This window comes from Flavobacterium melibiosi, from assembly GCF_048158545.1.
Lineage (GTDB): Bacteria > Bacteroidota > Bacteroidia > Flavobacteriales > Flavobacteriaceae > Flavobacterium > Flavobacterium melibiosi.
Genome location: NZ_JBLNKU010000001.1, coordinates 91839 through 116683, shown reverse-complemented (window position 1 = coordinate 116683; position 24845 = coordinate 91839). Strand labels below are relative to the sequence as shown.

Here is a 24845-nt window from a genome sequence, read left to right as displayed (position 1 = left end):
CTGTATGTAGAGCAGCGGAATAAAAACAACAAATTAAATGTCACACCTAGAACCAGAAGCTAAAATTTTTGCTTGTTCACAAAGTGTCTATCTTGCAGAAAAAATAGCAGAGCAATACGGAATTCCATTAGGAAAAATCACTATGTCAAAGTACAGCGACGGTGAATTTCAACCTTCTTATGAGGAGTCTATCAGGGGTTTACGCGTATTTATCGTTTGTTCAACTTTTCCAACTGCAGACAATTTAATGGAAATGTTGCTGATGATTGATGCTGCAAAACGTGCTTCGGCAAGACACATTACTGCAGTAATTCCTTACTTTGGTTGGGCAAGACAAGATAGAAAAGACAAGCCAAGAGTTCCGATAGGAGCTAAATTAGTAGCTAATTTATTAGATGCTGCAGGCGCAACAAGAGTAATGACCATGGATTTGCATGCTGATCAAATTCAAGGATTCTTTGAAAAACCAGTAGATCATCTTTTTGCATCGACTATTTTCATACCGTATATAGAAAGTTTAGGTTTAGACAATTTAACGATTGCTTCTCCAGATATGGGAGGTTCTAAAAGAGCGTATGCTTATTCTAAATTTTTAAATTCAGATGTAGTTATTTGCTACAAACAAAGAAAAGAAGCAAACATTATCGACACCATGGAATTAATTGGTGAGGTAAAAGGTAGAAATGTAATCTTAGTAGATGACATGATTGATACCGGAGGCACTTTGGCGAAAGCGGCAGATTTAATGATAGAAAAAGGAGCATTGAGCGTAAGAGCGATTTGTACACACGCCATTTTATCAGGTAGCGCTTACGAAAAAATAGAAAACTCGCAATTGAGCGAATTGATAGTCACTGATTCTATTCCATTAAAGAAAGAATCAAACAAAATAAAAGTGTTGAGTTGTGCACCACTTTTTGCCGAAGTTATGCACATGGTACACCACAACAATTCCATTAGTGGAAAGTTTATAATGTAAACCCCTAACCCCTAAAGGGGAATTAGCAAGGTTAACTAAAAAAACACAAACAAGTAATATTATTTAATAACTATATTTTTTTTACAATGAAATCGATTACAATTAAAGGATCAGAAAGAGAAAGCGTGGGCAAAGTAGCAACTAAAGCCTTACGTAATGCTGGATTGGTTCCTTGCGTATTATACGGAGGAAATCAGGCAGTTCATTTCTCAGCAGAAGTTATGGCTTTCAAAAACTTGGTTTACACTCCAAACGCTCACACAGTTGAGATCGATCTTGGAAAAGGAAAATCATTTAACGCTATTTTACAAGACATTCAGGTTCACCCGGTGTCTGACAAGGTTTTACATATTGACTTCTTTCAAATCTTTGATGACAAAGAAATCACTATGGAAGTTCCTGTAAAAATCATTGGTAACTCAAAAGGAGTTATGGCTGGTGGAGATTTACGTTTGAACACTCGTAAATTAAAAGTAAGAGCTTTACCTAAAAATCTTCCTGATTTTGTTGAAGCTGACATTACGCCACTAGACATGGGTAACAAATTATATGTTACTAAAGTGCCATCTGAAAACTTCAAAATCATGCACCCAGACAATACAGTAATTTGTCAAGTGAAGATTTCTCGTGCTGCTATGAAAGCGGCTCAAGAAGCAGCAAAAGCAGCGAAAGCTCCTGCAAAAGGAAAGAAAAAATAATATTTTTTCAATCATTCAAGAAAGCATCAGTTGTAAAACTGGTGCTTTTTTTTTGAATAGTAGCGAAAGATTAGGCTTTTTAGGAAATAGGTTTCCCGCTGTCATTCCAATCTTTTTTGAGTCGAAAAAAAATCGCCTCAAAAAAGGATTTTCCCTTCCATCGGGGCTAATTGGGTTTTATGGTTTTGTTCTTGGGATTATTACAAGATTGGCAAAAAAACCACCCCGCCTTGCAGGCACCCCTCCAGAGAAGGGGAAGTCGTGCGCATTCCACTCCTCTGGAGGGGTGCCCAACGGGCGGGGTGGCCTCTTCTTGCTACTCACAAAACATTTTCCAATACACAAGTTTCCTTAATTAACAGATTAAGTCTATTTTTGCAGCATGATAAAATGGATTTCAAATTTATTCTCATCAACAAAAACAGAAGACAATACGGATTGTATGAAACCGGAGGTTCACGAACACACAAAAAACAATATAAAAAGCGTGAGTAATAAATTTTTAATAGTTGGACTCGGCAACATTGGTGCCGAATATGTAAACACCCGACACAACATTGGTTTTAAAGCAGTTGATTTTTTAGCTCGAAAAGAAGGAATCAACTTCGAAACCGTAAAATTGGGTTCCCTAGCCGAATATAAATTCAAAGGAAGGACTTTTTTGCTTTTGAAACCCAACACCTACATGAATTTGAGCGGAAAAGCGGTACAATACTGGATGGAAAAAGAAAAAATTCCTTTGGAAAACATTTTGGTAATCACCGATGATTTGAATCTTTCCTTTGGAACCATTCGCATCAGACAAAAAGGAAGCGATGGCGGGCACAACGGATTAAAAAACATCAATCTTGTCCTGAATACGCAAAACTATGCCCGATTCCGTTTTGGGATTAGTGATGAATTCAAAAAAGGAAAACAAGTTGATTACGTCCTTGGTGATTGGGATGACACTGAAAAAGTAGCACTTCCGGAGCGATTAGAATTAGCTTCAGAGATTATAAAATCATTTGGAACTGCAGGATTAGAAAATACCATGACTGCATTTAATGGGAAATAAAAAAAGGGAAACGTCATAAGCCGTTTCCCTTTTTTAGTAATTCTATTTTGATTATTCAATCACAATTTTTCTTACCTCTTCTCTATCTCCATCAATTACCGTCAATAAATAAAGTCCAGGTTGAACATTTTTCAATTGGACGTTCTCATTGAAATTAGAGTTGCTTTCAAATTTATTTTCAAAAAGTTTTCTACCCAACAAATCGTGTACTAATACCTTCACCCCATTTGATGACACACTAGTAAATTGGATATTAAAATTCCCATTGTTTGGATTTGGATACAAGACAAAATCATTAATTTCAAAATCATTTGCCGCTAAAGTAAATGTTTGTGTACAAATAGTTATGGATGCCGAATTTAATGTTCCTGTATCATCAGGAAAAGCATCCCGAACCCTAAACGTCCAAACTCCCTGTGAATTTTGCCCATTAAAAGCCCCTAATGGCTCAAATGGCGATACAGTTTGGGTTGTAGTTACTCCACAAATAAGCGAGCCTCCCAAATCATCATAATTTAACAATAGAGTACTATTAGTAGTATTGCAACTTTTTTCAAATAATTTTACAATTGTACCTTGCGGGCTTATCACATCCATTTGAACATCTGACAAATACGAATGAGTTAAACCAACGGATAATTTCACATCTGCTACAGTTGCTCCCACTGGGACAGTAATCGTTTTGGAAGTATAAGCAACTTGTTCCGGTATAGGAAAAGGAGCTGCGAAAGTATACGTATTACAAGATGAAACAACCGAATATCCAATCGCAAATGACTTACTGTTTACTGCATAATAAATATTTGCCGTAGGCTCAATTAAAATCCTGCAATTTTTTGCTGTAATATTTGGAACTGTAATTGACTGAGAACCATCATTTGGAGTATTTAATGCCAATGTTGTCGGAAAAGTCAAACCGCCGTCAATAGAAAGCTTGATGTTTATATTGGCTGAACCTACTAAAGCATTTGAACCATTTACACTCCAAGTTATCGTTTGTGTTGTTCCTTGAGCCCAGCTTAAATCATCAGTATTTTGTGATGTAACCGCAAATGGACCAACTGTTCCGCTTACATTTACAATCATTTCATCGGTATTAGTTTGTGCTGTTCCAAGGGCTGCATTATCCCTACCTGTTAAGGTAAAATGGAGTGCTCTTTCAATAGTAGAAACAGACTCCCAAGTTGTAGTCAATTTATTAGACAATACCATACCGTAAGCAGGCATATAGCGCACTGGAGAACTGCTTGGATACATCGATCTAAAAAGCGGGCCATCTAATTTAGTTGAAAAAGCAACACTATTTGCTCCACTGGTACTGGTAGCCGTGTCATTTTGTTCCCAACAATAAGAAACAGTATCTCCATTAACATCTGAACCCGTTCCTATCAGCTTAAAAGCTGTTCCATTTGGAATCGTATAATCTAAACCGGCGCTAATTACTGGAGGACTATTACTAATTATCACACTCGTAGGACAAGTTTTAGACGAAAGATTATCTTGTATTTGTTTAATGCTTACATAAGTAAAGTAATCATCCGAATTAGCTTGAACATCATAATTCGTAGTAATTCCTGCATACCCCATAATCGTAGAACCACTTCCTGGCTCGACACTAACTCCAGAACCTTCAAGAACATATGAAAAGGTGTGTTCTGCACCCAGCTGATGCCCCATTTCGTGAGCTACAAAATCAATATCAAACAAATCCCCTTCTGGTTCTGCAGTACTTGGTGAAGTATAAGCACTCCCTTTTGCTAAAGGATCATCAATTGTAGGACTCTCACATACACAGCCTATACAACTGGCATTTCCGCCACCACCAGTAGCACCAAATAAATGCCCCACATCATAATTCCCATTTCCAATAACACTGGTCAAAGTAGTCTGTACTTCTTGGCTCCACGCTACAGGAGCTTCATCAACCACCGTCGAATATGGATCTGTAGCAGCATCAGTATAAATTACGAGATTATTGTTTGCAATAATGCTTAATTTTACGGCTAAATCTTTATTAAAAACGCCATTGACCCTTGTCATAGTCGCATTCATCCCTGCCAGAGCACCTGCTACAGTTCCTCCAAAATAAGTTGCATATTCACCTGTACAAGACAAAGCAAGCCTTAAAGTTTTAAAAACCTGGTTGCTCGCTGAAATTTTACTGGTCTTATTTAGTAATTGTTTGTTTAAAGCTACCTCTTCCGTTTTGCAAGTAAAAGGCAAACTTCCTCTGGTTCTGCTTTTAGCATTGAAAAGGACATAAACCGTTTTGTCTTTAGAATACCGTTCAATAAATTCTGATCCACTGTCACCTCTCAGTATCATGGTCTGAATTCCTTTGGGGGACATACTGAAATAAAGGGAAGCATTCCGATCTGTAATTCCAATACCAGTATAAGCTCTTATATCTGGATATTTAGCCTGCAATTCCGGTTCAAAATTAGAGTACTCCCAAACCAAAAATTTTTCCAAAACACCATTACTATTTGGAATAGCAATTTCGATTCTATTTCCCTTGGCTGTCTTATCATGAAGTGGCTCCAAAGATTGTTTTATAACAACTTCGTCTAATTTAAATAACAACTGATTATCAGCACTTGGCTTCGCACTGTTTCTATCTGAAACACCAACCATATCTTGATTAATTCTTTTCCAAGGAGAGCCATTTTGAGCATGGATAATTGAATTAGAAAGAACAATTATAAAGAATAGTATAATTCTTTTCATGATTTGAAAATATTTGAACTTCAAAATTAAAGCATTTATATTAATGTATGGATCCATTACCTACATATTTTAAATGAAATATTAGTTTCAAGTTGTCCTTTTATAGCTTTTAAGCCATTTTTTTAGAAGCCTACGTTAAATTCTAACGAAAATCAATTCCTCATATCGTTACTTTTAAAATAGATAGTATAAATTTGCACTATTATAAAATATTTGCTTTGAAGATTTTTCATTCTATAAACGATTTCAGTTCCACAAAAAAAACAATCCTAACTTTGGGCACCTTTGATGGAGTTCATATTGGCCACAAAAAAATTCTGGAAAAAGTAATACAAAAAACCGAACATGAGAATTACGAAAGTTTAGTTCTTACTTTTTTCCCTCATCCAAGAATGGTTTTACAGGAACATTCCGATATAAAACTACTCAATACCATAGACGAGAAAATAGATTTATTGGAACAAATAGGTATTGAAAATCTCGTCATCCATCCTTTTGATGAAACTTTTTCGAGATTAACTGCTGAAGATTTCGTTAAGACTGTTCTTGTAGATCGATTTCATATCCAAAAAATAATTATTGGTTATGACCACCGTTTTGGAAGAAATCGTACTGCGAACATTGACGATCTTATCGCTTTTGGGAAACAGTATGATTTTGAAGTAGAGCAAATATCCGTTCAGGAAATAAATGATATTTCCGTGAGTTCTACCAAAATCAGGAAAGCATTAGTTGAAGGAGACATGGCTTTGGCCAATAAATACTTAGGATATAATTATTTCCTGACTGGAATTATTGTCAAAGGAAAACAATTGGGAAGAACTATAAATTTCCCAACGGCTAACTTAAAAATTGAAGAAAACTACAAACTTATTCCGCAAAACGGGGTTTATATTGTAAAAAGCACCATCAATCAAAAAATAGTTTTTGGGATGATGAATATTGGATTCAATCCTACTGTTGACGGAGAAAGTCAATCTATAGAAATCCATTATTTTGATTTCAACGAAGATTTATACAATCAAAAAATCAGGGTCTCTATCTTACACAGAATTCGTTCAGAGCAAAAATTCGAATCAGTTACTCTTTTGAAAGAGCAACTTGAAAAAGACAAAAAAACTGCAATAGCCTACCTAAATAAAATTTAGCTTTTTATAAATTATTTTTTAACATATATCATAAAATATTGTCATATTTTCTGTAAATTTGATACATAATGTATTGTTTGTCATAGCGGTATAATTTTTAACTTTTTTAAAAACTAATCATATGAAACTGCCAAAAGAATTTTACAACGGATCTATTATTTTCATCGGAATTGGACTTTACTTTTTGTTAATGGAGTTTTTGGGTCTTGCCGATTTGCTCTACTTACGCCTATTTAACATCTTATTTGTGTTTTACGGAACCAACAGAACATTAAAAGCAAATTTTGCAGAAGGCAATACTATTCTTGTTTCTAATGCTGTTTCGGCATTAATCACCTCACTCACCGGGGTGTTTTTAAGCATCATTGGACTAATCATTTACAGTTTTTCAAAAGGCGGTGATTCCTATGTAGAATCATTGTCAAAAACTTTTTTATTCGGAGGGAATCCATCTGTGATGACTTATTCCATTTCTTTGCTTTTTGAAGGAATCGTATCAGCCGTAATTGTAACATTTATGCTCATGTTATATTGGGAAACTCGTTATACTTCCGATAAACACCAAAATTAAATCAGTAAAAAATCAAAATTTTAATGATTTGTATAGATTCCGAAAAAGACATACTTTTTTAATTCAAACATGTATTCTATTTTTTAAATTTTAAAAACTAATCGCATGAAATTACCAAAAGAATTATTAAATGGATGTATCATTTTCGTCGGAATTGGAGTTTATTTTTTGCTGATGAATGCATTGGGATTCGCCGATGTATTTTATTTGCGTCTCCTTAATGTATTTTTTGTTTTCTACGGCGTAAACAGGACTATAGAAATGAATCTTGCAGAAGGTAAAAAAAATTTTGTTGCCAATGCTATTTCAGCAATGCTCACTTCACTAATAGGAGTGTTTTTAAGCATCATTGGATTAGTTATTTACAGCTCCATGAACGGTGGTGATTCCTATGTAAAATCATTACCCAAAACCTTTTTGTTTGGCGGAAATCCATCCGTCAACACTTATTCCATTTGTTTACTTTTTGAAGGAATCGCATCTTCAGTAATTGTTACCATGTTATTAATGTTATATTGGAACAACCGCCATGCAACGGATTAACTTTAGCCAATAAATTGTTTCTAATTGTCTTTTCAAGGCCATTACATTGCTTCTTTAGAACAATTTGACTACTTTTGGCACATCAAAAAATCGTATCGATGAGCATTACAAAACATAACTGGACGAAAGACGAAATTATCGCAATATATAACAAGCCTATGATGGATTTGCTTTTTGAAGCAGCTTCTATTCATAGAGAACATCATGATCCTAACGTTGTTCAAGTTTCAACCTTATTGTCAATAAAAACTGGTGGATGCCCGGAAGACTGTGGCTATTGCCCACAAGCTGCCCGTTATCATACCGAAATTGAAGGCAATGATCTAATGTCAGTAAGCCAAGTAAAAGCACAAGCTTTGCGAGCAAAATCAAGCGGATCTTCTCGCGTTTGCATGGGAGCAGCTTGGAGAAATGTAAAAGATGGTCCTGAATTTGACCAAGTACTTGAAATGGTGCGTACCATAAATAAACTGGACATGGAAGTGTGTTGTACCCTTGGAATGATCACTGAAAACCAGGCACACCGATTGGCAGAAGCCGGTTTATACGCTTACAATCACAATTTAGACACCTCCGAAGAATATTATAAAGAGGTAATTTCAACCCGCGGATTTGAAGACCGTTTGCAAACCATAGAGAATGTTCGTAAAACAAATGTTACCGTTTGTAGTGGTGGAATAATTGGAATGGGAGAAAGCATTGAAGACAGAGCAGGAATGCTTGTAGCACTTTCTACATTAAATCCACAACCGGAATCAGTGCCAATAAATGCATTGGTAGCTGTTGAAGGAACCCCAATGGAAGAAGAAAAACCAGTAGAAATCTGGGAAATGATTCGAATGGTAGCCACTACGAGAATCATCATGCCTGAAACTCAAGTACGTTTATCCGCCGGTAGAATGAACATGAGCCGCGAAGGTCAAGCCATGTGTTTCTTTGCTGGCGCTAATTCAATTTTTGCAGGAGATAAATTACTTACTACACCAAATCCTGATGTAAATGAAGACATGAAAATGTTTGAAATGTTAGGCCTAAATCCTCAAAAACCATTTACAAAAGTTTCTCAACCTCAAACCGTTGAGGCTGCAGATTCTCAATTTGCTCCTCTAGGCGAAAAACCAAAATGGTCAAGACCAGGACATACAATAGACAGAAATCTTGAAGCATCCAGTAAAGAAAAATAACCTTTGTTTTTAACAAAAATCCCAACCATCTTGTTTAAACAAGATGGTTTTTTTATGTGTTTATTTCAATAAATAATTTTATTGGTAACTGGGTGACCGTTTTGCAATACGATTTTAACCAGTAAAACTTGTTGGTTTAAAACCAAATTAAGCGCATTGAGTTTGATGTTATCCACATTTTTTTTTGATACATTTTTCTTCCGAATAAATCATATATCAAAATTTTATCGATCACTGTCGTAGCTGAATTTATTTGTAGTTCTTTATTTTTAATGAATATCTGAACTGATTCTTTATTTATACCAAATTCATTCGTAGCTAAAGTTTTATCAGTATAGCGCAATACAAAACAATCATCGAAAGTCCCTATTTCTGTATGGCAAAGTCTTTCCCTGAATTACTAATTTCTTATTCTGACTAACACTATAAAAATCTATGTATTTATTTCCATTAAAACTTTCCCCATCAAAACTAGTATCATAATCATCAGTGGCTCCTGCTATATGGCCAATTAGAGTTTGCTTAAAAACACCCTGGCCATTGTATAGATTCAACCAAATTCAGTTTTTTTTCCATTTTTAACTCATTCTGCAAAAAACAGAATGGGATGTTACAAGTAGTAAATTGATTAAATATTTCTAATAAATGACTTTTTTAGAAATTATTTGACCATTCATTAAAGTTACCTTTACTATTACCGTTTGCTCATTCAAAGTAATATTTGATGTACGGAATTCATTGCTATCTATAGCTTCTTTATCAAAAACTTTTCTTCCCAGTAAATCAAAAACAGTAATTCGTTTTATATTTTCAAGGCCCGATTTTATTTTTAATTCATTTTTATCTTTGGAAATTAAAATATTATCCCCACTTAATTCAAAATCACCACTCCCTAAAGTTTTGTTAGTATAGCGTATTACAAAGCGATTATTGAAAATCCCTTTTTCAGTGGTAAAAGTATAAGGTGCTATTTTTAAATCATGAATAGTACTCAATAGCTTATCTTCTAGAAAAACATCCTGAGACTTTAGAAATCCATCAACTTCATCAATAGTTATTGAAAAAACACCTACTATAGTAGAGCTATACCCCAATGGTATTTCATCATTTTCATCAAAAGGCAAAGCTCTTCCTTGTATCGTTAAATTCTTATCTTCGTTGATACTATAAAAATCTACATAGTCGTTCCCATCAAAACTCTTCCCGTCAAAAGCTTTATCATACCCATTAGTGGCATCCGTAACATAACCAACTAAAGTTTGCTTAAACGCACCTTGATCATTGGTCAAATTAAGCCAAACACGATTTTTTTCAACTACACTTGTTTTTTTCAAGTTTTTCTTTATCTTAAAAAATTGGGAGTTATCCATTATATTACCATCAACATCTTCTCTCATATAATTTTTAAATGTAGCTAAACTCCCAGTTGCTATACTAACCGCAAAAAAAGACTGTCCCGAAGCAATCTTTCCCGATGGCTTAAGACCTCCACTAGCATGGTCAGGATCACTTAAGGCTGATGTCCCAACACCTCCAGTAAGATTATATGAGGCATAATCATCCGAAGAATAAGCATACACTCCAGATCCTGGATTAGAAACGTTTGTACCAATATCAGTATTGTGAGTCCAAAAATAAATAGTCCCATCTAATACTGTACTATTTTCAATTAAAAATAAAGTTGCGTCTAAAGCCGATGGATACGGATTACCAATCAAATTTAAACTTCCTGATTTTCCTATTGCAATAGTTTTAACTCCATTATTAGGAACTCCTATGAACGAAGCGGTATGATATCCCGATGGAGATGACCCAGAAAAAAATTCGGGACCACGAATGATGTACCCTTTTCCTATTCCCATGTTACCCGTCGGATTTTCTTGTTTCCACTTATTCCCATCCGCATTAAAGGAATAAAATTTACTCGATAACGTATTAGGAGAAACATCAATTAATCTCTGAGGAGAAACCGGTGAAGACCAGTAGGTATAATCAAATTTATCAATTAAGGTCGTACTTCTTTTATAGGTTATACTGCCTGTGTTTATTGCGTTATTGTTAACTTGGACTAAACTTGTGCCTTCTTCGAATGTTAGCACTCCTGTACCTAAAACGCTAACTCCATTAGTGATTTTTAAGGTATGTCCTGGATTAATTGTCACAGAGTTTCCAGAATTCACTTGGCAGGAACAGCCTTCAATATCAGAATTTGATGAATATAATCCATCGAAAATAATAGCATTATTAATTGTTGGTGCTAATCCTGTTGACCATGCAGAACCATTCCAAGTATTAGTAACCTGATTAATAGTTACACTAGATGATGTAACAGATGTACATCCTCCCACCGATACCGAAAAATTATACATACCTGCTGCAATTCCTGATATAGTCATTGATGACCCTGTAATTGCATAACTATTAGCCACTGTTCCTGTTTGATTTATAGTTCCAGAAGATGGCAAACCACTTAGAATTATACTCCCTGTCGATATTGTACAATCCGGTTGTGTAATATCATCTGTTGCAAATGTGGGTGCTGTAGGTATAGCGTTTACTGTTATAGTTCCCGTGGCATTGATATTACCACAACCTCCAGTTAATGGAATACTGTAGCTAAAAGTCCCTGATGCTGTTGGTGTACCGATAATCGTAATGCTATTCGATGCCCAAGCTGCAGTTAATCCAGCCGGTAGACCTGTTGCAGCTCCTATTCCTGTTGATCCTGTAGTGGTATGGGTAATATTCGTCATTGCAGTATTAATACATAATGTTGGCGTTGATGAAGGTGAGCCTACCGTGTTTACAGCTGTTACTGTTATAGTTCCCGTGGCATTGATATTACCACAACCTCCAGTTAATGGTATACTGTAGCTAAAAGTCCCTGATGCTGTTGGTGTACCACTAATTGTAATTGTATTGGATGTCCATGCTGCTGTAACTCCGGCCGGCAGACCTGTTGCAGCTCCAATTCCTGTTGTACCTGTTGCGACATGAGTAATATTCGTCAATGCAGTATTGACACACAATGTTGGCGTTGATGAAGGTGAACCTACCGTGTTTGCAGCTGTTACTGTTATCGTCCCTGTGGCATTTACAGTACCACAACCTCCTGTTAATGGAATACTGTAATTAAAAGTACCCGATACTGTTGGTGTTCCACTTATAGTTATCGTGTTCGATGCCCAGGCTGCTGTTAATCCAGTTGGCAAATTAATTGCCGTATCAATTCCTGTAGCTCCAGTCGTTGTGTAAGTAATATTCGCCAATGGAATATTGATACACAATGTTGGTGTTGATGAAGGTGAGCCTACCGTGTTTACAGCTGTTACTGTTATATTTACCGTATTTGATGTTGCTGGACTACCTGTCAAACATGGTGTTGCGTTTGAAGTCATTATTACCTTTATAGCATCTCCATTAGCCAATCCAGTTGTTGTGTAGGTTGCTGCTGTTGCTCCACTAATTGCAGTTACACCTTTATACCATTGATATGTAGGTGTGGTTCCGCCATTTGTAGGCAATGCCGTAAAAGTTACAGAAGTTCCAGTACATACTGAACTCGCCGATGCAGAAATACTCACGGATGCAGATAAATTTGGATTAACAGTTGCTGTTACCGGTTTTCTTACAGTAGTATATCCACTATATTCAGCCGCTACGTAATAAGTTGTTGTAGAAGAAATTGTTCCTGTAGTATATGGATTTCCTGTGTAAACAGAAGAACCTCCACTTGCCGAAGTGTACCATTTATATGTAGCTCCACTAGAAGGATTAGCAGACGCTGTAATTGTAAAACTTCCAGATCCACATACTGAAGCTGGACTTGCAGCAGCACTTATTGAACTATAGCCACCATTAGCAACTAAACCAGGAAAATCAGACAACACACCTCCTCCACTACCGTTGCACGATGCAACCTTTACAATTCCTATTTTAATTAAATCTGAAGCACTACAATTTGTTGCTGCTCCTAATTGCCCTCCTTGTTCTATTTCAATTGAAGATCCCTCAGCCAATTGCAAATCATAATTTCCTGACGAAAAATCTACCGCTGCGCCATTTCTAATAATAAATCGTATCGGACCTAAACAAGAAAGATTTAAATTAGCATTCATTGTTAAAGTCATAGCATTGGTTCCATCACCAATATATAAAATCCCACCACAACTATTACCAAGTGAAGAAATCCCACCTGAACAAGTTATAGAACTAGCATTCGTTGTTGATGTTATAGCACATTGTGCAAACATATTTCCAGAAAAAGCAAACAACAAAAATATAATAATATTAAATTTGGCCAAGAGTAATTTTTTGATCATATTTTTTAAGTGGTATTTAAAAATAAAGTCAATTTTTAACTTTTGCTATTGCAAAAGAAAAAACCTACAATATGCTGCAAAATAAAAAAAACAAATTTACATAACACAATAAAGTCGTTCACAGGCTTATTTACCTGCTATAATGCTATTTTAAAGAATATATAGATTAAATTTCTTGTTAAAAATACGAGTCCTTAACATAGCAAAATAATTTCATTTTACGAACAATTATTTTTCATGAAAATGCTATCTTTTTAAATCAACAATAAATACTTAAATTCACCATTTTAAAAACAAAAAATGAACCCAGTTTTTTCCATAAAAGAAGCCATACATAAAATTGAGCATTTTTGTGCCTATCAGGAACGCTGTCATGAAGAAGTAATACAAAAATTGCGAAGCATGAAGATGGAATCGGAAGAAATTGACACCATTATGGTTCATCTCATCAGTGCTAATTTTCTAAACGAAGAACGTTTTGCGTGCAGTTTTGCCAGGGGAAAACACCGCATCAAACATTGGGGAAAAATTAGAATTGTAAACGAATTAAAGTCAAAAAAAATAACACAGACTCTTATCAATAGTGCACTAAAGGAAATCTCTCCTGAGGAATATACAGCAACTTTTCATGCGTTGGCAGAAAGACAATGGGAATCCATCAGAGAAACTAATTTGCTAAAAAAACGCAAAAAATTCTGTGATTATATGTTACGCAAAGGATTTGAAAGCAATTTGATATATGAAAAAGCTCGAAGCTTTGAAAATTGGAACACAGATAAGACGGATTTAACGGATTAGCTCCCATTTTAAACTTTACAATTCATATGAATCTGTAAAATCTGCATAATCTGCGTGCTAAACATTTTGAGAATTTAAACACGGTTTTAAAGGACTAGCTTAAAATTTTCAATCCATATGAATCTGTAAAATCTTTCTCAATTCGTATGCTAGCTTTTTAACCAATTACAAACTCAACAATACGCTCACCGCATTTCCACCAAAACCAACGGCATTAATTAATACTTTCTTTATAGCCCTTTCAGGGTTTGAAACCCTGAAAGGGCTGTTTGGATAAGGAACTCCGATGAACCTATTGTGTTGCATCATCATAATAGCCAATTCCATACTGAGTATTCCTGAAGTGCCAAAAGTATGCCCAATTTTCCATTTATTGGTAGTCAACAAAGGAAGGTTTTCACCAAAGATCTTCTCAATAGCCCTGTATTCCGTCAAATCACCTTTTATGGTTCCCGGAGCATGCATCACAATGACATCAACTTCAGATAAATCGGTATTTTGTAACGCCATTTTCATTGATTTTTGGAAACAAGTCGCTTCCGCCGAAATGGAAATATTATGTTCCAAAATTTCTGTTGCATAACCAATTCCTTCTATATAAGCCAAGGCATTTTTCTTTTTCCCTATCTCGAGACAACAAACTCCGGCACCTTCGCCAAGAATCATGGTACTTTGTTTCTTTTCTAAATCGAGGGCACGATTCGGATATTCTTCTGTACTATTCGAATAAATTTTCAGCGCCCGCATTTGGGCAATTGTAAAATCAGTTAATGGTGCTTCACTTCCACCAACTAGAAACTTATCAGCCATTCCGGATCGCAACCAAGCTACACCATTCAGCAAAGCGTGTAAAGCAGTAGAACATGTAATAGAATGCGAAATTTCAGGGCCTGAACTTTGTAAATCATGAGCTACCCAAGAAGAGATATTACCCAAAGTTGTTGTAGGAGAAGCAAGTGTATGCGCTTTTCCGGTTTCTAAATATTCTTGATAATGCTTTTCGAATAAATCAGTGGCGCCGCGGGACGAACCAATATTGATTCCAAAAACATCATTTGGAGTCCAACCCGCATTTTGCATGGCTTTTCTTGAAGCCGCCATAGCATACAAAACTGATTTGTCTAATGATTTGTATTTATTATCCGATTCTCGTAACTCGTCAACAACTTGTTCTGAATTAGTGTCTAACGCAGCAACAAAAGTTTTTTTATAGTCTAAATCACGCTCCGTGAAACAATGATTTTCATTAAGATAATTTTCCCAAATCACTTCTGGTGTATTCCCTAAAGGTGAAATGGAAGCAATGGCAGTTATGGAGATTGTTTGAGACAAAATAGTGTTGTTATTTAAGTGCAAAGGTCGCAAAGTTTTTTACAAAGTTTACGAGGGTTTGAAAATTAATAGATTCAAAATGTCGCTTTATTGTTATAAATTTAAGCTATTTCTAAAGCCTTTTCGACCACTTGATATACTTTTTCCAATTGCTCATCGGTGATAATATAAGGAGGCAAAATATAAACTATGTTGCCAACTGGACGCAGAATTATTCCGTTTTCGATAAAGAAATCATAGAGTTTGTTACGCAAGGTTCCATAATAACTGGCAGCACTTTCGGTTTTTATTTCTAAAGCAAAAATGACGCCCAGCACTCGTGTTGTGACTACTTTTGGATGATTTTTAACGCGCTTCTGAAAATCCAAATGACTTTGATTTACACGAACTATATTCGTTTGCATTTCATTGGTTTGCAACAATTCTAAACTGGCCAAAGCCGCCGCACAACCCGTAGGATTTGCTGTAAATGTGTGCCCGTGAAACAACGCTTTATTAATATCATCATCATAAAAAGCGTCGAATAAATCCTGAGTAAAAGTAGTAATCGCCATAGGAATAGTTCCTCCAGTCAACGCTTTGGACAGACACATCATATCTGGTTTTTCAACCAAATAATCCGTTGCAAAAGTTTTTCCCGTTTTTCCAAAGCCAGTCATCACTTCATCAGCAATGGTAAGGACATTATTCTCCTGACAAATTCGCATCAGTACATCTAACGATTCCGGTTCGTACATTACCATTCCTGCCGCTCCTTGAACCAAAGGCTCAAAAATGAAACCCGCACAATGGTTGTTTTTTATAACGGATTGCAAAGCATCGTAACTTTCCTGCTCCAGTCCTTTAACCGGAACCGGAATCCGAACCACATCAATGAACATCCCCTCAAAAGCTTGCGTGTAAAATGAAATTCCGCTCGCCGCCATAGCTGCAAATGTATCACCGTGAAAAGCATTTTCGAAAGCAATTATGGTAGTTCTCTTTTCTCCTTTATTGAAAAAATACTGTAACGCAACTTTAATCGCAACTTCAACAGCCGTAGAACCATTGTCCGAAAAGAATATTTTTTGTTGGTTTTTCGGTAAAATTTCCATCAACTTCTCGGCAACCAAAATAGCGGGTTCGTGTGTAAATCCACCAAACAATACATGTTCTAATGTCGTGAGCTGTTTGTAAATCGCATCGGCAATAAATGTATTTGAATGCCCATAAGGGTTCACCCACCAGGAAGCGATTGCATCAATATATTCTTTATTATTTTCATCCCAGAGCAAAGCGCCTTTCCCTTTTTTAATGGCAATTGGTAACGCTGCCGTTTTGTGTTGTGTATAAGGATGCCAAAGATATTGGCAGTCTCTTTCTGTTAAATTCATTTGATTTTTGATTTCAGATTAACGATTTTTGACACGAGCGATAGCGAACTGGCGAAGCATTTCAGATTTTGCCATTGTCATTGAAGTTTTAGCAAATTCTCCCGAAATAAATCAGCATATTCTTTGACTACATTTTGATCAAAATACGGTTCTTGCACAATTCTTCCAATACATTTTATACCTGTTTTATTCAAAATTATTTCTTCAGTAGCTTTGTTTTCATCGCCAGAAAAAATAATTCCCGCGATTGCTATTTTTCTATTTTGTAAGGCTTCAATGGTCAATAAAGTATGATTGATACTTCCTAAATAATGTCTGGAAACAACAATCACTTTATAATCGGGTTGAATCAAATCGATAACAGAATCATTCTCATTTAATGGGACAAAAACACCTCCCGCACCTTCAATGACCAAATGATTTTCTGTTTTGGGTTCAATAATTTTCTTTAAATCAATAACAATTCCGTCTAATTCAGCAGCAAGATGTGGACTCGCCGGCGTATTCAAAGCATAACTATTGGGATGAATCACCGTTTTTTCATTAGACAGAAATGATTTGATTTTATGACTGTCGGAATTTTGTAAATCGCCGGCTTGTATGGGTTTCCAATAATCAGCTTCTAAAGCTTCTGTTATAATGGCTGACGCGATGGTTTTACCTACATCGGTTCCAATTCCTGTTATAAATAGTTTCATATAAATAGCACACGAATGACACAGATTTAACTGATTGTCACGGATTTTTAAAAATTTATTTTAGTTTTTTTCTGTCGTTGGTGTAAATAGACCTTTTGAATTCTGGCGTTGTTCCAAAGTTCAATAATAATCCAATTTCTACCTCAGTTGCCTTTAGATAATTTAAAAGTTAGGCTTTATGCTCGTCCATCAAACATTCACACGCTTTAAGCTCAAGAATAATAGAATCGTCAATCAATAAGTCAGCAAAATAGTCCCCCACCAATTGACTTTTATAATATACTTTAATTTGTTTTTGAGCTTCCACTTTATATCCTTGTGATTTCAACTCAAAATACATGGCATTTTGATATACTTTTTCAAGAAACCCATATCCAAGTTCATTATAAACTTCAAAATAAATTTTCAAAATAGTATCACTCAAATTTCTATGCAATAAATCACCCATGGTATATATTTTAATTAAAATCAGTGATAATCCGCTAAATCCGTGTTATCCGTGTCCCATAAAAACAAAAGTACTCAACAATCGCAACACTTCCGAGATTTCCTCTTGCGAATTATAACTGTGCAAACAAAAACGCAAGCGTTCCTGACCTTCTGGAACCGTTGGCGAAAGTATCGCTTTCACATCAAATCCTTTTTCCTGCAGTTGGTTGGCGATTGCTTTTACTTTTTCGTTTCCCGGAATAATGGCCGATTGTATAGCCGATTTGCTTCGGACAAAAAGCGGTTTTAAACTCAACAGATTTTTCTGCTGATTAAAAAAAGTAATGTTTTCTCTTAGTTTTAAAATTGGAGCCGAATCCTTTTTCAAATGCTGGTACGCAACCAGAATCGTGGCAACAGAATGTGGTGAAAGCCCAGTTGTATAAATAAAACTTCTGGCGAAATTCACTAAATAATCCCTCAATTCAACCGAACCTAAAATCGCTGCTCCATGACACCCTAATCCTTTCCCGAAAGTCATAATGCATGCAAAAACATGATCTTGCAAGCCCAGCATTTGAACGAATCCTTCGCCTGTTGAACCAAAAACTCCCAAAGCATGCGCTTCATCAACAACTAAATAACAATGGTGTTTATCTGAAAGCGAAACTAATTCTTCCAGATTGGGACAATCTCCATCCATCGAAAAAACAGATTCGGTAACGATATAAATAACGGCGTTCGGATTCCGTAAAATCAACTTTTCTAAATCTTCAAAATCATTGTGATTGAATTTATAGGCTTTGGCATTCGACAGTTGGATTCCATCACGAATAGAGGCATGGCACAATTCATCATATAAAATCAAATCTCCTTTTTGTGGAACTGCACTAAAAAAACCAACATTGGCATCGTAGCCCGAATTAAAAATCAATGCTGTTTCTGACTGATGGAAATTGGCAATAAAGTCTTCTGTTTCTTGATACAGTTTATGATTTCCAGATAATAATCGGGAACCGGTTGCTCCGTTTTGAATGATCTTATTATTAATTAAATACTGATGCGTTTCATTAAAAATAATTTCTGACTGAGAAAAACCTAAGTAATCATTGGAAGAAAAATCAATCCTTTTACTTGACAAAGGTAATTTTCGCAAAGCATTATTCTGCTTTCGAATTTCAAGTTTAGCGGATAGATTTTTTGGAAAATGTTTCATAGTCAGCAAAAATAAGCATCTTTTTCGGTTTATGGATTTTGCGCCATTTTTGTTTGCTGATTTCTTCCAATTAATGGATTTTGAAATAGTAATTCTAATTTAGAATCCCATTTCATTATTCATAAAAATATATTTTTTTAAAAATTAACAATTGAAAAAAACAATTAAAAAAAAAATACACAAATTTTTCCGAAAACGGTTTCGATTCATAACTTTCATAAAATTATGTTAAAAAAAACTTAAAATTAATATCTAAGATGTTAACTTATAAAATAGTTTTCTACTTTCGGCAAAGTATGAAACGAATTGCATCACTTTTTTTAATAGTAACGTTGTTCTACAACGTGATGGGATACTATCTGATGTTTGCTTATCAAGAAGAGCAAGCGTGGGTATCTTCTATGGAAAAAAGACATGATTCAGAGTTTCAAGTAATCAAATTAAATGCAACTTTATACTCTTTTATCGAAGACACTGATTTTGAGTACGTGAATGAAGATGTGGTTATCAATAATAAAAGTTATCATATTTTCAAGAAAAGAATTCAAAACAATATCCTAAGTCTATATTACCTGCGCAATTCACATCAAGATGCAATAAGTCAGGATTTAAAAGACATTGTTGACAATCAATTATTTAACGGATCCTCATCAAAAGAGTCTCCAGTCAAAAAACTACTAAAATCTTTAATGAAAGATTACGTAACAAATACCGCTGTTTGTTTCACTTTTTCTCCTGAAAAAGAAGCAGAAGTTATTGTATTTAATGAAAATCCCAAAGAGTCTTTACACTCAGGACACCTTACCTTATCGTACACACCACCCGATTTCGTTTAAATCTTCTTTCATTTTAGTGGAATCATTCCCTTTTATCTGGCATTTGTAAAGTCAAGGTAATTCAAGATTGTTTTAAGCTAAATCTGTACATTTATTACACCCGTTTTTATTAGAAATTATGCCTGTTATAAATACAAAACAGTCTTTTGTATTTTCAGAATTCACTTTTTATGAATGATTTCATAGGCCTATTTTATATTTCTATTCTGGTATATTTTGTACAACTAGCTTTCAGAATCATGTCTTAAATGGATTTACAAATTCAAAAAATGGATTTATAAAAGAGTTCTTTATTTCAAAGGCAACCTTTAATCTATCTATTTTGCCTTGTAAAATCAAACGAAACTTTTTGGGCGAAAGCCAAAAGTAAATCTTGTTTTACAACAATAATACTTATCAACTAACTTATATTTTTTTAATGCCAACCTTCTTTTTGGAAAGAAGTTGTTGTTGGCCTGTTTTATATCATTAACCATTCTAAAAACCAAAAACTTGAAAAATTTATCCGCTTTACAATCCGTTTGGATTTTTATCCTATTCGTTACAATTGTTTTTAACGCCCAAAATATGTCTGCACAGGGTTGCGTCGCTGTCCGCCAAATGGGAGGACAAAACATGAATTCTTCAAATTCTTATAATTTAAGCGAAGGCGAATTTCAAGTAGGTGCTAATTATCGCTATTTCCACTCTTGGAGACATTTTGTAGGCAAAGAAGAACAGCTACATCGCCAAACAACTGGAGGTGGATTTGATGCAAACGGTAAAGAACGTGGTAATGCAGTAAATATCTATTCCCATGCTGTAGATTTAAACATTTCATACGGATTGACAGACCGAATTCAGTTGAACGCAACATTACCTTATGTAAACAATGAGCGTTCTCAAATATTGAGACAAACAACCCCTGTAAAAAACACATACCGTTACAGTGTTTATGCTGATGGAATTGCTGATGCACGTTTGAGTGTTAACTATTGGTTTTTTGATCCTAAAACTGCTAAAAAAGGAAACCTTATGGTAGGATTAGGCGTGAAATTAAATAACGGAAGCCATGATGAAATGGATGAAGCACCGCAAGCCGATGGTACCACTAAGAGTGTTGTAATGGATCAAGCCATTCAACCGGGAGACGGAGGTGTTGGTTTTTCAGTAGAATTACAAGCCTTTAGACAATTAACAGGGCGTCTTTATGGTTTTGCAAATGGGTATTATTTATTTAATCCAAGTGAATCTAATGGTACTTTTAAATCAGCACCAAAAGCAGGTTTAGATGGATACAATATTTACGCCTCTCCTGATCAATATTTTGGACGCGCAGGTCTTATGGCTGCTGTGGACAAAAAAGAAAATTTCACTGTATCATTAGCCGGACGATTTGAGGGTATTCCTGCTTATGACGCTTTTGGTGGTCAAGTGGCATACCGTCGTCCTGGATATGTTATTGCGGTTGAATATGGTTTTTCATACCGTTTAGGCAACCATGGTTTCAGTCTATACATCCCTTACAATGTAGTAAAAAACCGTATTCAAAGTGCTGCTGATATAGCCGAGAATGAGCTAAATGTAAATACCGCAGATTACGTTCCTAAGCACGGTGATGCAGCTTTTGCTGATTACTCTATCAATGTTGGTTATTCATATCGTTTCAATTTAAACAAAAAAATGACAATGGCAATGAAGCATTAATTTCATTTAAAAAGGAAACTAAATTTTTAATTAATGAAAATGAAAACTATATCTATATTCGTACTATTATTTCTTTCTTTTTTAATACAATCATGTGATTATTTTAGAAACCCTAATGACAAAATGGTCGAGATTTTGACTGCAAAATACAAGCAGTTTAGCGTCAAAGACAATCCTTTTTGCCCAGAGGCAGAATTAGCTTTTTTTGATTCTTTATCAACTGCACCAGCCGAAACCAATAACCGGTTTATAGCTACTTTTTACAAAGGGAATAGCCTTTTGAAATTGGGAAAAGAAAACGAATCTGTAGCTACTTTTGAATCTATTATTCAAAGAATAGGACTGTCAAATGATAATAGTCCAGAAGTATTGCGAAGTATGGCCCTCTCTTATATGCGTTTAGGCGAAAGACAAAACTGCGTTACCAATCACTCGACTGAATCCTGTATCATGCCCATCAAAAATTCAGGAATACACCTGAAACAGTTAGGTTCTAAAAAAGCAATTGCAGTTTATGAACTTCTTTTAAATAACTTTCCTAATGATTATGAGTCAAGATGGTTGCTAAATATTGCCTATATGACACTGGGTGAGTACCCATCAAAAGTTCCTTCCAAATGGCTTATCCCAAACTTAGACAAAGACAATTCTAATCATACCATTAAACCTTTTGTAGATATAGCTCCTAATTTGGGTATTAATAACCGAAATATGGCGGGTGGAATTATTATAGATGATTTCAATAATGATGATTATTTGGATCTTATAACTTCTGATTGGAGTTTAAATGGTGCCATGCACTATTACCAAAACGATAAAAAAGGGGGATTTGTTGATTACTCCAAAAAATCTGAATTAGGGCGTTTCAAAGGTGGATTAAACATGATTCAAGCGGATTATGACAATGACGGCGATGTAGATATTTTTGTTTTAAGAGGCGCATGGATGGGAAATTATGGAAAGCAACCCAACTCTTTGTTAAGAAATAACGGCGATGATACCTTTACCGATGTAACGATCAAAAGTGGTTTATATTCTGAACATCCTACGCAAGCCGGGGTATGGAAAGATTTTAATAATGATGGCTGGCTGGATTTATTTATCGGCAATGAAAGCAGACCAGAATTAAATGAAATTAATCCTTGCGAATTGTACATCAGTAATCAAGATGGCACTTTTAAAGAAGTTTCGGTTAAAGCAAATTGTGCAGTTATAGATTTTGTAAAAGGAGTTACGGCTAGTGATTATAACAACGATGGTCTAGAAGATTTGTATGTATCGGGTAATAGAGAAAGAAAAACCTTGCTCAAAAACACGGGAATAAAAAATGGTATTCCTCAATTTGAAGATGTAACGCAAAAAGCTGGTTTAGCAGATATTAAAGTCGGAACTTTCCCAACCTGGTTTTGGGATTATGACAATGATGGATGGCAAGATCTTTTTGTATGCGGTTATAAATTTGATTTTAGCGTTGCTTATACTGCCGGAACAGAAGCATTAAACATTCCTAACAAAGCCAGTAAAATGTATTTATACCACAATAATCACGATGGTACATTTACCAATGTTTCTGAAAAAGCAGGTTTAAATAAATCTGTATTTGCAATGGGTTCTAACTTTGGTGATATTGACAATGATGGTTATTTAGATATGTATTTGGGAACTGGGAATCCCGATTATAAATCACTTGTGCCAAATCGTCTTTTTCGAAATATGGGAGATGGCAAGTTTGCTGATGTTACGGTTTCTGGTAGAGTTGGTAATTTACAAAAAGGACATGGAGTTGCCATTAATGATTTAGACAATGATGGTGATGCAGATATTTTCATAGAGGTGGGTGGTGCTTACATTGGAGATTCTTTCAACAACTCCTTATATTTAAACCCAGGCCAGAATACGAATCGTTGGGTAAATCTACAATTAGAAGGAACAAATACGAATCGCTCTGCAATTGGCACACGAATTAAGATTAGCTTCAGAGAAAATGGCATTAAAAGAGTTGTTTACAGAGAAGTAAACTCTGGCGGAAGTTTTGGAGCATCGGCATTGAGAAGAGAAATAGGCATTGGTCAAGCAAAAATGATAGATGAGATCGCTATTACATGGTCTAAAACCCGCAAAACACAAATCTTTAAAAACATAAAACCTAATCAATTTATTAAAATAAAAGAAGGAAACACTATTATTACTACAAAAAAACTTAGTAAGATAGTTTTTCCTGACAAAAGCCAGAATTCAGTTATATGCAAACCTGTTACTATGCAATAAACAAATGCATTTATACTAAAGCAACCCATAAATTAAACACCAATTATTAACAACTAACCTTTTTACTGAAAATGAAAAAATTTTACCTGAGTTGCCTACTGTTGGCACCTTTATTTATGAATGCTCAAACAGATATTGACGGTATCATGATGAGTAAAAACAATTTTTGCGTTGGAGCAATATATCAATACAGTAGCTGGGATCAATACTGGGAAGGGTCTCTTAAAAGAGAGAATCTAAATCTTGGTACCGTATCGACAAAATCCATTGGACTTATGGGAAATTATGGTATCTCAGATAAATTAAATGCTATTTTTAGTGTGCCGTATGTAGAAACTAATGCTTCTGCCGGAACCATGAAAGGTCAAAAGGGAATACAAGATCTTTCGCTTACGCTAAAATACATGCCTTTGGAAAAAACAGTTGGCCAGTCAACCTATTCCATTTATGCATTGGGAAGTTTTTCAACACCTCTATCCGATTATCCTGCTGATTATTTACCGTTGAGCCTTGGTTTACGAAGCAGAACAGCTTCATTGCGATTAATGGGAGATTATCAGAGAGGAAACTTCTTTACTACAATCTCTGGTGCTTATATAAAAAGAGCCAACATAACTATCGATAGAAATGCTTATCTCACTGACGAAATCCATTATACAAACGAAGTCGATATGCCTGATGCCATTTCAGTGAATTTTAGAGCTGGTTATCGTTCTAATAGATTAATAGCCGAATTTGTTATAGACAATTGGGTAACTCAGTCAGGAGGATTTGACATAACAAAAAACAATATGCCTTTTCCAAGTAACACTATGAATGCATTAAAATATGGCATTAGTTCTAAATATACATTTAAAAAAATACCCGAATTATCTCTTGTAGGTGGTTATAACTATGTTGTAGAAGGAAGAAACGTTGGGAAATCGGACACCTTCTATGGTGGTTTGTTTTATGTGATTAATTTTAAAAAATAGCAAATC

At 35.1% G+C, this 24845-nt stretch carries 18 protein-coding genes and 1 pseudogene; 12 read left to right on the top strand and 7 right to left on the bottom strand.

What is annotated here, in order from left to right:
- Nucleotides 1-37: 37 nt before the first annotated feature.
- From ACM55F_RS00520 to pth, 3 genes are all read left to right on the top strand, one after another.
- On the top strand, nucleotides 38-979 hold the full coding sequence (locus ACM55F_RS00520; protein ID WP_416851722.1) for a ribose-phosphate pyrophosphokinase: 942 nt from the start codon (nucleotides 38-40) through the stop codon (nucleotides 977-979).
- 86 nt (nucleotides 980-1065) lie between these two features.
- A complete protein-coding gene (locus tag ACM55F_RS00515; RefSeq protein ID WP_416851721.1) occupies nucleotides 1066-1677 on the top strand; it encodes a 50S ribosomal protein L25/general stress protein Ctc in 612 nt (203 codons plus the stop codon).
- A 382-nt stretch (nucleotides 1678-2059) separates the two neighbouring features.
- Complete coding sequence (gene pth, locus ACM55F_RS00510; RefSeq protein ID WP_416851720.1) at nucleotides 2060-2734, top strand: aminoacyl-tRNA hydrolase; 675 nt, start codon at nucleotides 2060-2062, stop codon at nucleotides 2732-2734.
- 51 nt (nucleotides 2735-2785) lie between these two features.
- Here pth and ACM55F_RS00505 read toward each other — a convergent pair whose 3' ends face one another.
- Entirely contained in the window at nucleotides 2786-5461 is a 2676-nt protein-coding gene (locus tag ACM55F_RS00505) for a zinc-dependent metalloprotease (protein WP_416851719.1), read from the bottom strand.
- A gap of 218 nt (nucleotides 5462-5679) precedes the next feature.
- On the opposite strand from ACM55F_RS00505, the gene ACM55F_RS00500 reads away from it, so the two are divergent.
- The 4 genes from ACM55F_RS00500 (at nucleotide 5680) to bioB (ending at nucleotide 8907) form a co-directional block, all read left to right on the top strand.
- Complete coding sequence (locus ACM55F_RS00500; protein ID WP_416851718.1) at nucleotides 5680-6609, top strand: bifunctional riboflavin kinase/FAD synthetase; 930 nt, start codon at nucleotides 5680-5682, stop codon at nucleotides 6607-6609.
- A gap of 121 nt (nucleotides 6610-6730) precedes the next feature.
- The gene (locus tag ACM55F_RS00495) at nucleotides 6731-7180 is read left to right on the top strand and encodes a hypothetical protein (protein ID WP_416851717.1); all 450 of its coding nucleotides are present in this window, start codon (nucleotides 6731-6733) and stop codon (nucleotides 7178-7180) included.
- A gap of 105 nt (nucleotides 7181-7285) precedes the next feature.
- Nucleotides 7286-7723 (top strand): hypothetical protein, encoded by a 438-nt coding sequence (locus ACM55F_RS00490; protein WP_416851716.1) that lies wholly within the window; start codon nucleotides 7286-7288, stop codon nucleotides 7721-7723.
- A 98-nt stretch (nucleotides 7724-7821) separates the two neighbouring features.
- On the top strand, nucleotides 7822-8907 hold the full coding sequence (bioB, locus tag ACM55F_RS00485; protein ID WP_416851715.1) for a biotin synthase BioB: 1086 nt from the start codon (nucleotides 7822-7824) through the stop codon (nucleotides 8905-8907).
- Nucleotides 8908-9545: 638 nt separating this feature from the next.
- Here the strand turns inward: bioB and ACM55F_RS00480 are convergent.
- Nucleotides 9546-13229: a T9SS sorting signal type C domain-containing protein gene (locus tag ACM55F_RS00480; RefSeq protein WP_416851714.1), complete on the bottom strand. Its 3684-nt coding sequence runs from the start codon at nucleotides 13227-13229 to the stop codon at nucleotides 9546-9548.
- A gap of 300 nt (nucleotides 13230-13529) precedes the next feature.
- On the opposite strand from ACM55F_RS00480, the gene ACM55F_RS00475 reads away from it, so the two are divergent.
- A complete protein-coding gene (locus ACM55F_RS00475; RefSeq protein WP_416851713.1) occupies nucleotides 13530-14027 on the top strand; it encodes a regulatory protein RecX in 498 nt (165 codons plus the stop codon).
- A gap of 165 nt (nucleotides 14028-14192) precedes the next feature.
- Here the strand turns inward: ACM55F_RS00475 and ACM55F_RS00470 are convergent, their stop codons facing one another.
- From ACM55F_RS00470 to ACM55F_RS00450, 5 genes and pseudogenes are all read right to left on the bottom strand, one after another.
- Nucleotides 14193-15359 carry a beta-ketoacyl synthase N-terminal-like domain-containing protein gene (locus tag ACM55F_RS00470; RefSeq protein ID WP_416851712.1) on the bottom strand — a complete coding sequence of 389 codons (1167 nt, stop codon included), beginning with the start codon at nucleotides 15357-15359 and terminating at the stop codon, nucleotides 14193-14195.
- 101 nt (nucleotides 15360-15460) lie between these two features.
- Nucleotides 15461-16732: an adenosylmethionine--8-amino-7-oxononanoate transaminase gene (gene bioA / locus ACM55F_RS00465; protein WP_416851711.1), complete on the bottom strand. Its 1272-nt coding sequence runs from the start codon at nucleotides 16730-16732 to the stop codon at nucleotides 15461-15463.
- Between the two features lie 77 nt (nucleotides 16733-16809).
- Nucleotides 16810-17430, bottom strand: a complete 621-nt coding sequence (gene bioD / locus ACM55F_RS00460; protein WP_416851710.1) for a dethiobiotin synthase — start codon at nucleotides 17428-17430, stop codon at nucleotides 16810-16812.
- Nucleotides 17431-17485: 55 nt separating this feature from the next.
- Nucleotides 17486-17878 (bottom strand): annotated as a pseudogene (locus ACM55F_RS00455) (GxxExxY protein).
- Nucleotides 17879-17923: 45 nt separating this feature from the next.
- Entirely contained in the window at nucleotides 17924-19075 is a 1152-nt protein-coding gene (locus ACM55F_RS00450) for an aminotransferase class I/II-fold pyridoxal phosphate-dependent enzyme (RefSeq protein WP_416851709.1), read from the bottom strand.
- Between the two features lie 296 nt (nucleotides 19076-19371).
- On the opposite strand from ACM55F_RS00450, the gene ACM55F_RS00445 reads away from it, so the two are divergent.
- The 4 genes from ACM55F_RS00445 to ACM55F_RS00430 all read left to right on the top strand — a co-directional run bounded on the left by ACM55F_RS00445 (nucleotide 19372) and on the right by ACM55F_RS00430 (nucleotide 24839).
- Nucleotides 19372-19911 carry a hypothetical protein gene (locus ACM55F_RS00445; RefSeq protein WP_416851708.1) on the top strand — a complete coding sequence of 180 codons (540 nt, stop codon included), beginning with the start codon at nucleotides 19372-19374 and terminating at the stop codon, nucleotides 19909-19911.
- A gap of 492 nt (nucleotides 19912-20403) precedes the next feature.
- Nucleotides 20404-21597 carry a hypothetical protein gene (locus ACM55F_RS00440; RefSeq protein WP_416851707.1) on the top strand — a complete coding sequence of 398 codons (1194 nt, stop codon included), beginning with the start codon at nucleotides 20404-20406 and terminating at the stop codon, nucleotides 21595-21597.
- A 39-nt stretch (nucleotides 21598-21636) separates the two neighbouring features.
- Nucleotides 21637-23865: an FG-GAP-like repeat-containing protein gene (locus tag ACM55F_RS00435; RefSeq protein ID WP_416851706.1), complete on the top strand. Its 2229-nt coding sequence runs from the start codon at nucleotides 21637-21639 to the stop codon at nucleotides 23863-23865.
- A 71-nt stretch (nucleotides 23866-23936) separates the two neighbouring features.
- Nucleotides 23937-24839 carry a hypothetical protein gene (locus tag ACM55F_RS00430; RefSeq protein ID WP_416851705.1) on the top strand — a complete coding sequence of 301 codons (903 nt, stop codon included), beginning with the start codon at nucleotides 23937-23939 and terminating at the stop codon, nucleotides 24837-24839.
- Nucleotides 24840-24845: the final 6 nt, after the last annotated feature.

Coding starts and splice junctions, on each gene's coding strand:
- ACM55F_RS00520 (WP_416851722.1), top strand. CDS start 38: ATGTCACACCTAGAACCAGAAGCTAAAATTTTTGCTTGTTCACAAAGT.
- ACM55F_RS00515 (WP_416851721.1), top strand. CDS start 1,066: ATGAAATCGATTACAATTAAAGGATCAGAAAGAGAAAGCGTGGGCAAA.
- pth (WP_416851720.1), top strand. CDS start 2,060: ATGATAAAATGGATTTCAAATTTATTCTCATCAACAAAAACAGAAGAC.
- ACM55F_RS00505 (WP_416851719.1), bottom strand. CDS start 5,461: ATGAAAAGAATTATACTATTCTTTATAATTGTTCTTTCTAATTCAATT.
- ACM55F_RS00495 (WP_416851717.1), top strand. CDS start 6,731: ATGAAACTGCCAAAAGAATTTTACAACGGATCTATTATTTTCATCGGA.
- ACM55F_RS00490 (WP_416851716.1), top strand. CDS start 7,286: ATGAAATTACCAAAAGAATTATTAAATGGATGTATCATTTTCGTCGGA.
- bioB (WP_416851715.1), top strand. CDS start 7,822: ATGAGCATTACAAAACATAACTGGACGAAAGACGAAATTATCGCAATA.
- ACM55F_RS00480 (WP_416851714.1), bottom strand. CDS start 13,229: ATGATCAAAAAATTACTCTTGGCCAAATTTAATATTATTATATTTTTG.
- ACM55F_RS00475 (WP_416851713.1), top strand. CDS start 13,530: ATGAACCCAGTTTTTTCCATAAAAGAAGCCATACATAAAATTGAGCAT.
- bioA (WP_416851711.1), bottom strand. CDS start 16,732: ATGAATTTAACAGAAAGAGACTGCCAATATCTTTGGCATCCTTATACA.
- bioD (WP_416851710.1), bottom strand. CDS start 17,430: ATGAAACTATTTATAACAGGAATTGGAACCGATGTAGGTAAAACCATC.
- ACM55F_RS00450 (WP_416851709.1), bottom strand. CDS start 19,075: ATGAAACATTTTCCAAAAAATCTATCCGCTAAACTTGAAATTCGAAAG.
- ACM55F_RS00445 (WP_416851708.1), top strand. CDS start 19,372: ATGAAACGAATTGCATCACTTTTTTTAATAGTAACGTTGTTCTACAAC.
- ACM55F_RS00435 (WP_416851706.1), top strand. CDS start 21,637: ATGAAAACTATATCTATATTCGTACTATTATTTCTTTCTTTTTTAATA.
- ACM55F_RS00430 (WP_416851705.1), top strand. CDS start 23,937: ATGAAAAAATTTTACCTGAGTTGCCTACTGTTGGCACCTTTATTTATG.